The organism is Aquabacterium sp. (genome assembly GCF_048860245.1).
In the GTDB taxonomy this organism is placed as follows: Bacteria; Pseudomonadota; Gammaproteobacteria; order Burkholderiales; family Burkholderiaceae_C; genus Aquabacterium.
In genome coordinates this window covers 1-13,348 of record NZ_JBLIZW010000122.1, presented here as the reverse complement: position 1 = coordinate 13,348, position 13,348 = coordinate 1, and the positions used below count along the sequence as shown (strand labels likewise).

Sequence of the window (13,348 nt, the reverse complement as noted above, 5' to 3'; positions counted from 1 at the left end):
CAAGGATTTCCTGGGGCGTCATCGTGATTCCTTCTGTTCGGACAAAACAGGGTTCGGTTGTTTTGGATCAAAGGCGGGATTCTATGCGGGAAGTGCGAGAAATTTTCGCAGAAAAAAGCACGACCGTTCGAAAATCAACCGGTTCGGCGACTGGATTTGACGCATCTCCTTGATCTGGTACCAATTCGATTCAGTTGCTTGCCTGTCGTGCTAAGGTTGCCAAGGTATTCAACAAGTCGATTCATTTCACATGAGCTACACCCTTGACCTGTCCGGCCGCGTGGCCTTGATCACTGGCGCTTCGAGCGGCCTGGGCACCCAGTTTGCCCGTACTTTGGCCAAGGCCGGCGCTGCAGTGGTGCTGGCGGGCCGTCGTGTCGAACGTCTGAAAGATTTGCGTTCTGAGATTGAAGCCGAGGGCGGCGACGCCCACATCGTTGGCTTGGACGTGACTGACGTGGACAGCATCAAGTCCGCTGTCGCGCATGCCGAGACCGAAGTCGGCCCCATTGACATCCTGATCAACAACTCTGGCGTGAGCACCACCGAGCGTTTGGTGGATGTCACGGAAGAGGGCTATGACCACGTGTTCAACACGAACACCAAAGGCGCATTCTTTGTGGCGCAAGAAGTCGCCAAGCGGATGCTGGCGCGTGCGCGTGGCGCGGCGCCTGGTACCTACACCGGCGGTCGCATCATCAACATTGCGTCGGCAGCCGGGTTGCGTACCATGCCTCAGATTGGCGTGTACTGCATGAGCAAGGCCGCCGTCATTCACATGACCAAGGTGATGGCTGCAGAGTGGGGCCGTTTCGGCATCACGACCAACGCGGTGTGCCCCGGTTACATCGACACCGAGATCAACCACCACCACTGGGACACGGAAGCGGGCCAGAAGTTGATCAGCATGCTGCCCCGCAAGCGTGTGGGTCAGCCCAAGGACTTGGATGCTTTGGTGGTCATGCTTTGCTCGGCACAGAGTGATTTCATCAACGGCGCGGTCATCTCAGCCGATGACGGTGTGGTGGCAGCCTGAGGCTCACAACAGCGAAAGTCTTGAAATGCGCGCGCGGGGCCACATCTGTGGCTCTGTTGCGCTTGAGTGCGCGTTGATGTCACGGTGAGCCATGCGATTGGATATCCCTGAGCACAAGATCCTTGTGCATGAACTGAAACTCCCCATCATGTGGGGCGACATGGACGCGATCGGCCACGTCAACAACACCGTCTACTTCAAGTACATGGAGCAGGCGCGGGTGACGTGGATCGAGTCCATCAATGGCGAAATGGCCAACAAGCCTGATGGCCCGGTCATCGCCAATGCGTTTTTCAACTTCTACCGTCCGCTTGTCTTCCCCGGCGAGTTGGTGGTGAAGTTGTATGTCTCCCATCCGGGGCGTACAAGCATCGACACCTTTGTCACCATCGAGCGTGCCGACGAGCCTGGCTCACCGTATGCCGCTGGTGGCGCCACGCTGGTCTGGATCAGTAACACCGATGGCCGGCCTGTGCCATTGCCAGCACCGATTCGTGCGCTGGAGGGGGCGATGCAATCCCTGCCCGGACGTGAGCAACCTCCCGCATTGCCTGAAAAATGATGGATTTCTGACGTATACGTCACCCTGAGGCAAGAGTAAAACAACACTTGGGGCATTTACCGCCCCCCCTAAAGACGCGCTCAGTGCATGCTGGCGCGTCTTTTGCGTTGATTTCGCTGGATTTGCGCGCACACTCCGGTGTACGCTTTCCATGCTGCAGTGCAGCGAAGAATCGCTTTTGCCAAGGAGTGAGTGGATGAACAAGGTCTATCCCGACGCTGCCAGTGCGTTGGCTGGGATTGTCAAAGACGGGCAATTGCTCGCGGTGGGGGGCTTCGGCCTGTGCGGTATTCCGGAAGCGCTGATTGACGCCTTGCAAGCGTCCGGCGTCAAGGATCTGACCGTCATCTCCAACAATGCCGGCGTCGACGGTTTTGGTCTGGGGAAGCTGCTGAACACCCGTCAGATCAAGAAAATGATCTCCAGCTACGTGGGGGAAAACAAAGAGTTCGAGCGTCAGTATCTGGCCGGTGAACTGGAGCTGGAATTCACACCACAAGGCACTCTGGCTGAAAAACTGCGTGCAGGTGGTGCGGGCATTCCGGCCTTCTTCACCAAGACTGGCGTGGGCACCATCGTGGCCGAAGGCAAGGAAACCCGCGAATTCGACGGCGAGGTGTACGTCATGGAGCGTGCCTTGCTGCCCGAAGTGGCCTTGGTCAAAGCCTGGAAGGCCGACAAATCAGGCAACCTCATCTTCCGTCGCACGGCGCGTAACTTCAACCCGGCAGCCGCCATGGCGGGCAAGATCACCGTGGTGGAGGTCGAGCAAATCGTCGAGATTGGTGAGATCGATCCTGATGCCGTGCACCTGCCTGGGATCTACGTGCACCGCATCGTGCACAACCCCACGCCAGAAAAGCGCATTGAAAAGCGCACCCTTCGTGAAACTGCAGGAGCCTGATCATGCCTTGGACCCATGACGAAATGGCGGCCCGTGCCGCACAGGAACTGGAAGACGGCTTCTACGTGAACTTGGGGATTGGCCTGCCCACACTGGTTGCCAACCATGTGCGCCCGGACATTGATGTGTGGCTGCAGTCCGAGAACGGCATGCTGGGCATTGGCCCGTTCCCGACCGAAGCGGAGGTCGATGCAGACTTGATCAACGCGGGCAAGCAGACCGTGACCTGTCTGCCCGGCTCATCGATCTTTGGTTCTCACGAGAGCTTTGCGATGATCCGCGGCGGCAAGATCAATTTGTCGATTCTGGGCGCGATGCAGGTGTCAGAAAAAGGCGATCTGGCCAACTGGATGATCCCGGGCAAGATGGTCAAAGGCATGGGCGGCGCCATGGACTTGGTGGCCGGCGTCAAGCGCGTGGTGGTCTTGATGGAGCACAGCGCCAAGAACGGTGAGCACAAGCTGCTGCAGAAGTGCACGCTGCCGCTGACCGGTCTGGGTGTGGTCGATCGCATCATCACAGAACTGTGTGTGCTGGACGTGACCCCATCGGGCTTCCGTTGCGTAGAGATTGCCGAAGGCGTGACCGAAGAAGAGATCCGCATGAAGACGGGCGCGCACGTCGAGTTCGCCCTGCAGGCTGCTTGACGCCGCACTTCATGCTGTCTGCAACAAGGCCGCCTCAGGGCGGCTTTTTCTTGGGCGTTTGAGACAATCCAAACATGATGTGGCTGAACTGGATTTTGTCGGGTTTGATCGTGTTGCTGCTGTTGTGGCTGGTCTTGCGGCCTCAGCGTGATGTGACGGAAGCGCTGCAGCAGCGTCTGGATGACTTGCAGGATCAACAACACCGCTTGCTGGAACTACAGGGCAACTCCCTGCGGGACGACGTGGCGCGCCAAGCTGCGTTGACGCGCCAGGAATTGACGCAGGCCCTGAGCCTGTTTCAGCAGACGGTGCTGGCGCAACAGGGGGAATCCACCCGGACGCACAACGAGCAGATGGCCCGTTTGCACCAGATCGTCGAGCAGCGTTTGCGCGCCTTGCAGGCTGACAACGAGCAGAAGCTGGAGCAGATGCGGCAAACCGTCGATGAAAAGCTGCATGCCACGCTGGAGGCCCGCCTGGGTGAAAGTTTCAAGCAGGTGGCCGAGCGGCTGGAGCAAGTTCACCGGGGCTTGGGTGACATGCAGCGCCTGGCCAGTGATGTCGGCTCACTGAACCGTGTCCTCAACAACGTCAAAACCCGGGGCATCTTTGGTGAGGTGCAGTTGGCTGGGCTGCTGGAGCAGGTGTTCACGCCCGAGCAGTACGCGGTCAACGTCGAGACGGTGCCTGGCAGTGGTGCGCGCGTCGAATTTGCCATTCGCTTGCCGGGGCAGGGGGGGGCGGAGCAAGCTCCAGTTTGGTTGCCCATTGACGCCAAGTTTCCTCGCGAAGACTACGACCGATTGCTGGACGCGCAAGATCGGGCGGATGCCATGGGCGTCGAGCAGGCGGCCAAGGCGCTGGAGGCTCGCTTGCGCACCGAAGCGCGCAGCATTCACGACAAGTACCTTGCCCCCCCGCACACCGCCGAGTTTGCGATCCTGTTCGTGCCCACCGAAGGGTTGTACGCCGAGGCCCTCCGCCGCCCGGGGTTGGTTGAGTCCCTGCAAAGAGAGTGTCGCGTGATGCTGGCTGGCCCGACCACCCTGCTGGCCACGCTGAACAGCTTGCAGATGGGGTTCCGTACGCTGGCCCTGGAGAAGCGGTCGAGTGAGGTGTGGCAGGTTCTGGGGGCAGTCAAAACCGAGTTCGCCAAGTTTGGTGAGGTGCTGGCGCGCACCCGCAAGAAGCTCGATGAGGCCAGCAACACCATTTCCAACGTCGAAACACGCACTCGCGTGATGGGGCGAGCGCTCAAGCAGGTGGAGGCCATGCCTGAGCAGCAAGCGCAAACGCTTCTTCCGGGTGTTTTGCCTGCAGGCGACGACGAGGAGGTTTAGACCTTGGCGCCAGCCGCCAATGCACGGTCACGCTGTTGAATGAGATCGTGATTGCCTGGCTGTTGGGCGCCTTGGGTGGGCCAGCCCTGAAGGTGGGTCTCGACCAATTTGGTCAGCGCACGAATCCAGTCAGCGCGGTCATTCAGGCAGGGGATGTAATGGAAGGCCTGCCCACCGTTGGACAGGAAGGCCTGCTTACCCTCCATCGCGATTTCTTCCAGGGTTTCAATGCAGTCCGCAACGAAACCTGGGCAGATGACGTCCACGCGTTTGACGCCGGCCTTGGCCAGCTGCTTGAGTGTCGGCTCCGTGTAAGGCTCCAGCCACTTCGCCTTGCCAAAACGGCTTTGGAAGGTCACCACGTATTGTTCTGCAGTCAGGCCCAGACGTTCTGCGACCAGCCGCCCCGTCTTCAGGCACTCGCAGTGGTAAGGGTCACCCAGTTCAAGCGTACGCTGAGGCATGCCGTGGAAGCTCATGACCAGTTTGTCGGCTTGCCCATTGGCCTGCCAGTGCTCGCGCACGGAGGCTGCCAAAGCGTCGATGTAGGCGCTGTCGTCGTGGAAGCGGCTGATGTAGCGCAGCTCTGGCAAAGCCCGAATGTTCCGCCCCCAGCTGAAAACCTCGTCCATGACGCTGGCTGTGGTCGCGCCCGAGTACTGTGGGTACATCGGCACCACCAAAATCCTGTTGCAGCCTTGCGCTTTGAGCTTGTCGAGTGTCTGCGCGATGGATGGCATTCCGTAGCGCATGGCGTGCTCGACGACCACGTGGTGGCCAGCCTCACCGATGAAGCCTTGCAGCAACGTGGTCTGTTTTTCTGTCCAGACCCGCAGTGGGGATCCTTCATGCGTCCAGATGCTGGCGTACTTCTCTGCGGACTTCGCCGGGCGTACGCGCAGGATGATGCCGTGAAGAATCACCTTCCACACCAGCGGCGGAATCTCGACCACACGCGGGTCGCTCAGGAATTGCGCCAAATAACGGCGCAGGGCCGAGGGGGTTGGCGCATCGGGTGTGCCGAGATTGACCAGCAGCACCCCGGTGCGTGGCAATTGGCCGTGTTTGTAGGCGGGCTCTTTGGCGAAACTCATGTGATCGTCGGGCTGTCACCCTTGTCGGCCAGGCGGCACAACTCGTTGGTGACGGTCATGATGTCAATTGGCTTGGTCCAGTAGCCCGTGAAGCCAGCCTCTTTGGCCTTGGCGATGTCTTCGGGCATGGCGTCTGCAGAGCACATGTAGGCAGGCACGCCTTCCAGACCAGGAATCTTTCTCAGGCTGGCCAGCACCTCAAAGCCCGTCATGCCGGGCAAATGTGCGTCCAGCACGAGCACCTCGGGCAGCCACTTGCTGCTCAGTGCGATGGCGCTATCTCCGTCCTCAGCAATTTCGAGCTGAAGTTGTTCGTGAGGGCGCAGTGCCTCTTCGAACAACATCGCGTTGATGCGGTTGTCTTCAACATAGAGCACCCGCAGGGGCGCCTTGACGGCAGCCGAATCGGTAGGAGACAAAGAGTCAGACATGAGTGGGGCAAACAGGCTATCAGCTGGTGCTGTAGCGTAGTCGGTGTCAGAGTCAGACAGCAAAGAGGGTTGAATCACCAGTGGCAGGTTGATGTTGACGCATGTCCCTGCACCCAACTGGCTTTGGATGTCCAACTGACCACCCATGGCTTCGACCAGCGATCGCGTAATGATAAGACCCAGCCCAGTGCCTTCAATGCTGGAAGTCTCTTTTCCAAGTCGTTCGAAGGGTTGGAAGAGCTTGGACAGTTGCGCCTCACTCATCCCCGTGCCGGTGTCCTGGATTTGCAGAATCAGGCGACTGTCGTCCATCAGAGGACAGGCGCGGAAGGTGACATGCCCCCCGGCGCGGTTGTACTTGATCGCGTTGGATGCCAGATTCATGATGACCTGACTCAGGCGCTGACGATCTGCCTGCACGTACCAGCGCCAATCCAGGTCAGGCACCAGTTGTACTTCTCGTTGATCTGCCAGCGGATTCAGCATGCTGATGCAACGCAGCACCACTTCACGCAGACAAAGATCTTCTGGGTGGAAGGTGAGCATGCCCGTCTCCACCTGCTGGAGATCGAGTACATCGTTCACCAGGCAGGTGAGGTGACGCGCCGCATGCAAGATCTGTCGAACGTAGTTGGTTTGTTCTCTCGGGACGCCTTGCTTGGCCATCTGCAGGCGCAGCAACTGTGCAAATCCGCTGACTGCGTTCAGCGGCGTCCGCATCTCATGGCTCATGCGTGACAAAAACGCGCTCTTGGCTGTGCTGGCAGCCTCGGCTGCATGCTTTTCTCTGAGGCTGTGTTCTGCATGCTTGATCGGAGAAATGTCCGAGAGCGTCCCCACCATTCGCTGTGGGGCGCCGTAAGCGTCTCGGCTGACAACCTTGCCGCGCGACAGCGCATGGAGGTAATGCCCATCTCGATGGGCGATGCGGAACTCCATTTGATGGATGCCGTGCCCTTCGGCGGCGTAACGAATGAAGCTGTCTCGCACACGCTCCTGGTCATCCGGATGGACTCTGCTGAGGTACTCCTCTGCCAGCGGCTGGACATCGTGATCCTGGTAGCCCAGCATGGCCTTCCAGCGCGGCGAATAGAACACCTCACCGCTGGAGATGTTCCAGTCCCACACGCCATCGCCAGCACCCTCCAGCGCAAACTTCCAGCGCTCTTCGCTGACCGCCAGTTCCTGCAGCGCCCGGTGCTCCAGCGTGATGTTGCGGAAAGATGCCATGGCCGCGAAGGGGGGCTCGTCTGGCCCGACGCGCAAGACGTTGCTCGACATCTGAATCCAGATGACTTGTCCGTCACCTCTGCGCATGGGCAGGATTCGGTCGACCACGCGTTCACCAGTGTGAATGGCCTCGTATACAGGCCATTGTTCAATCGGGAGCGGGGTGGCCAAGTCTGGCGCCAGCAAACGCAACTCGCTGAGTTGCAAGGGTTGCTCGGTTGGTGATGACGGCACTCTGACGCCCAGCATGCGACTGGCCACGGGGTTCAGCGCCAGGATGTGTCCCATCAGATCCACAATGAGCAATCCGTCGCTGATCGTGGATGCCACGGATCTGTAGAGTTCTTCACTGACGCGCAGCTTGTCTTCCGACTCCTTTTTGTCGGTGATGTCCCGCGTGAGGAACAGAATCTCTCCATGAGGCATGGGGGTCATGCGCGCCTCAAAGTGGCGCAAGACACCATCACGTGTTTCGAGCTGGTATTCGAGCTCTTGAGGCGTGTTCATCTCGCGCAGTCGCTTGATGGCTCCCCCTTGTAGTGCAGCGACCTCGTAGGGCAGGTGAATGCCAACGGGGCGCCCCCGGAGCTCCTCCATGGGCCGAACGAGCATGGGGTGACCTTCGTGCCCATCGCCGTAGCACCCATGTCGGTCAATCACAAACCACAGGTCAGGCAAAGCCGACAGAACGGCTCGCAGGTGCGCATCCTTGTCGCGCAAGGCCTTTTCTTGCGCCGCCAGTTGAAGGGTGGCTTCCTTGCGCTCGGTGATGTCCATCACGCAATGAACGGTGTTGCCGTCGGCAAGGCGCTGATCTTGAAGCAACATCCAGCGGTTTCTGAAACGCACCTCGGTGGCAACACCTTGGCCAACCAAGCTCATGCGCCACTGAACAAACGCTTCTTCACGGCCCACCGCATCGGGGTAAGCACCGTCGTTGACCAGGCGTCGAAGCATGCGCTCCCAGTTTGGATGCTCGGCATCCCAGGCGCTACCGGCCCATGCTTTCCAGCGGTCATTCGCGAGCACGACGTTGCGGTTTTCGTCGGCGATCATGACGCTGAAGTCAAATGCCTCCATCGCTTGCCGTAACAGCAGATCCGCGCGTCGGGCGTGCTGTTCTGCCAGCACCTGTTTGGTCACATTGCGGCAGGCGCCGCGATACCCCATGAAGTCGCCTTTGCTGTTGAACACAGGGCTGCCACTGGCGCTGACGATGAGTCGCCCATGGGGTGTTTCGCGCTCGCCGATGGCATCCAGAAACGGCGCACGGTAATGGACGGCCTGGCGAAGCTGCTCCCAGGATGCCCGCGTTTCGTCACTGCGATGGTCGTAGACAGAGCCGGCCGGTGTGCCCAGTTCAAGTTCTGGGTCCAGCCCGGTATGCTGCTGGAAGCTGTCCGAAATCCACGTGAGGTGACCTTCACTGTCCGTCTCCCAGAGCCAGTCACTGCCTGCGTGGCTGGCGGTTCGGACACGCGCGGCCATCTTTCGGGCTCGTTGCCGATGGAGTTCTGCCTCGATCAGGGTTTGCGCACTGAGCGCGATGTCATCCAATGCGAGCAGATCGCTGGATGACCAGTTGCGGGTCTCGCTGTGCAGCGCGATGGCGCAGCCGACGCACACGCCTTCGACAAACAGCGGGGCACGTGCGTAGGACAACAGCGTCGGGGTATCGCTGCTTGCTGCTCCGAGTTGCCACAACGGTGGGCTTGCAATCGCATCGACTGCCGAGGGCAAACCGGTGATGGCACTGGCATCAAAAGGGGCCTCACCCAAGGCCACGATGCGCTGGGTCCAACCTTGCGATGCAATGACATGAGCCGACGAATTGTCTAAGACGCAAATGACAGCAGCCTGGCACGACAATGTTCGGGTGGCAAGCCTTGCCAGAGCCTGAAACGCTGCAGGGGCTTCACTGCCGTCTAACAGGCGTGTGTCCTGCAAGATCGCGAGACGCTGTTGCTCAGGAGACAGAGGTACAGAAGTTGTCATGCGCTCGTCGCGTGCGAATCAGCGTGTTGACGCTAATCCGGACGGCATGACTTGGCGAGCATCAGCTTCACTGAGGTCGTGTGTCGGAGAAGCTCAGCACTTCAAAATGAATTTGGGTGCCACTGGGGTCTGAGGGTGGGGCACCCAGGCAAATGATGCCACTGCCATGCAGTGTACAAGTGCCTCGCCGCAGCGTGAGTACTTGATCGTCGTGATCGAATTTGACGTGCGTGCCGTTGTAGCTGAGGTCTGACAGATAAATCTGTCCACTGTGTGATTCGATGCGGGCGTGCGATCGCGATGCACGCGAATCACTGACGCAAAAGTGTGCCTGCGGGCTGCGGCCCAACACCAGCGGCATGGCCGACGTGGGGAAGACACGTTCTGTGCCCAACCAGGTCAGTCGAACACCGTCTGGCATGTCGGAGGGCAGGGCGTCCATCATCATCGTGGACATGGTGTCGCCGAACCGGCGATTTTCCATGCGCAGAACCGACACGGGCTCTTTGCGACCACGCAGATGAAGCTTGTCGATGCTGCGGAACAGATCCAGTTGCTCTACCGGCAACTGATGCAGCAACTGTGCGGTGGTCAGCGTTTCGTTGTCGCCAGCGAGGTCAATCAAGCGGGCTGCGACGTTGACGGCGTCACCGAAGCAGTCGCCATCTACTTCGACCATCTCGCCCCAAGCAATGGCGACCTTGAGCTTGATGGCCGGCGCCTTGGTGGGCAGGCCTTCGCCGACCGGGGCAATTTTTTCGAGGGAGTCTTGCAGTTCGGTTGCCGATGCCACGGCACGCTCAGCGTTGTCAAAGACGGCCATGAGTCCATCGCCAAGCGTTTTGACGACTCTTCCACCGCCGCGGACGATGATCTGCCCCAGCATGGCCAAGCTGTGCGTCACCACGGTCGCAGCTTCCTTGTTGCCAAGCTTCAGATAGAGAGCGGTGCTGCCTCTCAAGTCGGCAAACAGAATCGCTCGTTCGGTGGTTTGGGCCATCGCGCTAGACGAACACTTAGGTGGACTGAGATGTGTGATGAATTGCACACCTTGTTCTGATGGACATTATGTCTGCTTCGGGCATGAAAAACCCGGCGCGGGGGCCGGGTTGTGTGGTCATGTCGACACAGGGCTTACGTGAGGCTCAGGGTCACAGGTTGTCCAGATAAGTGCGGAGCTTGTCGGAACGGCTGGGGTGCTTCAGCTTGCGGATGGCCTTGGCTTCGATCTGACGGATGCGTTCGCGGGTCACGTCAAACTGCTTGCCGACCTCTTCCAGCGTGTGGTCGGTCGACATTTCGATGCCGAAACGCATGCGCAGCACCTTGGCTTCGCGTGGGGTCAGGCTGTCGAGGATGTCTTTCACCACGTCGCGCAAACCGGCTTGCATGGCTGCTTCGATCGGCGCAGTGTTGTTGGTGTCCTCGATGAAATCGCCCAGGTGGCTGTCGTCATCGTCCCCGATCGGCGTTTCCATGGAGATCGGCTCCTTGGCGATCTTCATGATCTTGCGGACCTTGTCTTCCGGCATTTCCATCTTGGCAGCCAGCGTCGGTGCATCGGGTTCGAAACCGAACTCTTGCAAGTGCTGACGCGAGATGCGGTTCATCTTGTTGATCGTTTCGATCATGTGAACCGGGATACGGATGGTGCGGGCTTGGTCAGCGATCGAGCGCGTGATGGCCTGACGGATCCACCAGGTCGCGTAGGTCGAGAACTTGTAGCCGCGACGGTATTCGAACTTGTCCACCGCCTTCATCAGGCCGATGTTGCCCTCCTGAATCAGATCCAGGAATTGCAGGCCGCGGTTGGTGTACTTCTTCGCAATCGAGATCACCAGACGCAGGTTGGCCTCGATCATTTCCTTCTTGGCATCACGCGAGGCCTTTTCGCCTTCGTTCATGCGCTTGTTGATCGTCTTGAGGTCATCGATGGGCACAACGGCCTTGGCCTGCAGGTCGATCAGCTTTTGCTGCAGTTCCTGAATCGCGGGCAGGCTGCGACCCATCACGGCGGAGTAGGTCTTGCCGGCTTGAGATTCCTTCACGGCCCAGTCCAGGTTCAGGATGTTGGGCGGGAAGGTCTTGATGAACTGCTCTTGAGGCATGCCGCAACGGTCCACCACGATCTTGCGCAGTTCGCGCTCGTAGCGACGGACGTCGTCGACTTGCGAGCGCAGCACGTCGCACAGACGCTCAATGGTCTTGACGGTGAAGCGGATGGTCATCAGCTCGTGGCTGATGGCGTCCTGAGCCTTGTTGTAAGGCGCAGACTTGTAGCCATCCTTCTCGAAGGACTTGGCCATCTTGTCAAAGTTGGCGCGCAGTGCGTCGAACTTGACCATGGCCTGGTTCTTCATTTCTTCGAGCTTCTTGCTCATGGCCTTGGAGCCACCGTTGCCGTCGTCGTCGTCCTCTTCATCGAATTCGTCGAAGTCTTCTTCGGCCACGTAATCGTCGGCTTCATCTTCGGCCACAAAGCCGTCCACCACATCGGAGATGGGCAACTCACCAGCGCGGATCTTGTCGGCCAGTGTGAGGATTTCAGCGATGGTGGTTGGCGAGGCCGAGATGGCCAGCATCATGGCCTGCAGGCCACCTTCGATGCGCTTGGCGATTTCAATTTCGCCTTCGCGGGTCAGCAGTTCGACGGTGCCCATTTCGCGCATGTACATGCGCACGGGGTCGGTCGTGCGGCCGAACTCGGAGTCCACCGTCGACAGCGCTGCTTCAGCGGCTTCTTCCGCTTCTTCTTCGGTCGCGGTGGCTTGAGCGCTGTTCGAGATCAGCAGCGTGGCGGCGTCAGGGGCTTGCTCGTAAACAGCCACACCCATGTCGTTCAACATGGAAATGATGGCCTCGAGGATTTCGGCCTCCACCAGCTTTTCGGGCAAGTGGTCGTTGATTTCCTGATGCGTCAGGAAACCACGGGTCTTACCCATCTTGATCAGGGTCTTCAGATCCTGGCGACGCTTGTTGACTTCTTCTTCCGTCAACGTGGTGTCGTCGATACCGAATTCACGCATCAGTGCGCGTTCTTTGGCGCGCGATACCTTCATGCGCAGCGGCTTGGCCTTGGGCTTATCGTCGCCTGCGTCTTCGTTGGTGGTTTCGGTTTCGGTGGACTCGATGTCGCCTTCCAGGTCAGCTTCGATGTCACCGACATCATCTTCGTCAAAGGATGCGGTCTTTTTGGCGGCCTTCTTGGCTGCAGGCTTGTCCTCGCCAGCGGCGGCCTTGGGCTTGCGACCACGCTTCTTGGGTTCAGCGGCGACGGCTTCAACAGTGTCGGCTTCCACGGCCTTGGCGGCACGGGCCTTCGTGGCCTTCTTTTCGGTCACGTCGGCATCGGTAGTGGCTGTCGTCACAGCGGATTTCGCGGCTTTTTTCGCGGTCATGCGCTTCCTCGAGAGAGATTGCAGGGTGCTTGTCGAACCCTCCATTATCGCCGAAGCGGAGGAGGGCGTCAAAAAATGGGTGTTGTCGGACTGCCGCCAATTCTTATCCGGAAATGGGGCGACTCTGACTGATTTCAAGTTTCATTTGGTTGGTCTGGCGAATCAGCTCGATCTTTCGAGCTTCAGCCGCCTCGGAGAGCTCATCGCCAGATTGAAGCAGCATCTTGAGCTCTTCTTGCAGGGCGACCAACTCGAGCGGGCGAATGAGGCTGATCAGGCTGTCTACCGTGTCTTTGTCGTCCGGGACATCATGAAAGTGGGCGATGCGTCGCGCCAATGCCTGAAAGTGACCTGACTCGCCGGGGTGCTCGGGGTCTTCGGTGTCGCCCTTCATCATTCGGGTTAGCACTTCGGTGTCGATGTGCCCTTGGTCGAGCAGCAGTCGGTCTAGCCAGCGGAAAAAGTCACCATAGGGTGCCGGTTGATCGCAAAGCAGGTCGTGCGTGGATGCAGGCAAGTGCTCCCAGAACGCGCTGTTGGCAACCAGTGCCCAGACAATGCGATCAAGGGGGGTGGCGGCCTGAGGCGGTGGCCTGACCGCGGCCGGCGTGCCGCGACTTTGCCAGCGCGTGTTGCCACGGGGTTCCCAATTTTTTTTCCAGGGGCGCTTGGTGAAAGACGTTGAACTTTCGGGCGGGGCGTAGGGGGCGA

The 13,348-nt window shown here is 59.4% G+C and carries 9 protein-coding genes and 1 pseudogene; 5 read left to right on the top strand and 5 right to left on the bottom strand.

The features are described from left to right. The first annotated feature begins 250 nt into the window (after window positions 1-250). From ACMV18_RS13930 to ACMV18_RS13910, 5 genes are all read left to right on the top strand, one after another. Window positions 251-1,036, top strand: a complete 786-nt coding sequence (locus ACMV18_RS13930; RefSeq protein WP_374258073.1) for an SDR family oxidoreductase — start codon at window positions 251-253, stop codon at window positions 1,034-1,036. 91 nt (window positions 1,037-1,127) lie between these two features. After that, on the top strand, window positions 1,128-1,598 hold the full coding sequence (locus tag ACMV18_RS13925; RefSeq protein ID WP_374258071.1) for an acyl-CoA thioesterase: 471 nt from the start codon (window positions 1,128-1,130) through the stop codon (window positions 1,596-1,598). Window positions 1,599-1,794: 196 nt separating this feature from the next. Beyond that, the gene (locus ACMV18_RS13920) at window positions 1,795-2,502 is read left to right on the top strand and encodes a CoA transferase subunit A (protein WP_374258070.1); all 708 of its coding nucleotides are present in this window, start codon (window positions 1,795-1,797) and stop codon (window positions 2,500-2,502) included. A gap of 2 nt (window positions 2,503-2,504) precedes the next feature. Then, the gene (locus tag ACMV18_RS13915; protein ID WP_374258068.1) at window positions 2,505-3,149 is read left to right on the top strand and encodes a CoA transferase subunit B; all 645 of its coding nucleotides are present in this window, start codon (window positions 2,505-2,507) and stop codon (window positions 3,147-3,149) included. A gap of 74 nt (window positions 3,150-3,223) precedes the next feature. Next, window positions 3,224-4,489 (top strand): DNA recombination protein RmuC, encoded by a 1,266-nt coding sequence (locus tag ACMV18_RS13910; protein WP_420818335.1) that lies wholly within the window; start codon window positions 3,224-3,226, stop codon window positions 4,487-4,489. On the opposite strand, the gene hemH is transcribed toward ACMV18_RS13910, so the two are convergent. The 5 genes and pseudogenes from hemH to ACMV18_RS13885 form a co-directional block, all read right to left on the bottom strand. Next, on the bottom strand, window positions 4,486-5,583 hold the full coding sequence (gene hemH, locus ACMV18_RS13905; RefSeq protein WP_420818334.1) for a ferrochelatase: 1,098 nt from the start codon (window positions 5,581-5,583) through the stop codon (window positions 4,486-4,488). The two genes, ACMV18_RS13910 and hemH, sit on opposite strands and share 4 nt — an antisense overlap. Continuing rightward, window positions 5,580-9,029 (bottom strand): PAS domain S-box protein, encoded by a 3,450-nt coding sequence (locus ACMV18_RS13900; RefSeq protein WP_420818333.1) that lies wholly within the window; start codon window positions 9,027-9,029, stop codon window positions 5,580-5,582. Before ACMV18_RS13900 ends, hemH begins: the two co-directional genes overlap by 4 nt. A 277-nt stretch (window positions 9,030-9,306) precedes the next feature. Continuing rightward, window positions 9,307-10,239, bottom strand: a complete 933-nt coding sequence (locus ACMV18_RS13895) for an FHA domain-containing protein (protein WP_420818332.1) — start codon at window positions 10,237-10,239, stop codon at window positions 9,307-9,309. A gap of 151 nt (window positions 10,240-10,390) precedes the next feature. Further along, on the bottom strand, window positions 10,391-12,682 hold the full coding sequence (gene rpoD / locus ACMV18_RS13890; protein ID WP_420818331.1) for an RNA polymerase sigma factor RpoD: 2,292 nt from the start codon (window positions 12,680-12,682) through the stop codon (window positions 10,391-10,393). Between the two features lie 58 nt (window positions 12,683-12,740). Further along, window positions 12,741-13,348, bottom strand: a pseudogene (locus tag ACMV18_RS13885) (hypothetical protein); the annotation flags it as partial.

Excerpts from the sequence above, each read along its gene's own strand:
- ACMV18_RS13930 (WP_374258073.1), top strand. The coding sequence starts at position 251 with ATGAGCTACACCCTTGACCTGTCCGGCCGCGTGGCCTTGATCACTGGC.
- ACMV18_RS13925 (WP_374258071.1), top strand. The coding sequence starts at position 1,128 with ATGCGATTGGATATCCCTGAGCACAAGATCCTTGTGCATGAACTGAAA.
- ACMV18_RS13920 (WP_374258070.1), top strand. The coding sequence starts at position 1,795 with ATGAACAAGGTCTATCCCGACGCTGCCAGTGCGTTGGCTGGGATTGTC.
- ACMV18_RS13915 (WP_374258068.1), top strand. The coding sequence starts at position 2,505 with ATGCCTTGGACCCATGACGAAATGGCGGCCCGTGCCGCACAGGAACTG.
- ACMV18_RS13910 (WP_420818335.1), top strand. The coding sequence starts at position 3,224 with ATGATGTGGCTGAACTGGATTTTGTCGGGTTTGATCGTGTTGCTGCTG.
- hemH (WP_420818334.1), bottom strand. The coding sequence starts at position 5,583 with ATGAGTTTCGCCAAAGAGCCCGCCTACAAACACGGCCAATTGCCACGC.
- ACMV18_RS13895 (WP_420818332.1), bottom strand. The coding sequence starts at position 10,239 with ATGGCCCAAACCACCGAACGAGCGATTCTGTTTGCCGACTTGAGAGGC.
- rpoD (WP_420818331.1), bottom strand. The coding sequence starts at position 12,682 with ATGGAGGGTTCGACAAGCACCCTGCAATCTCTCTCGAGGAAGCGCATG.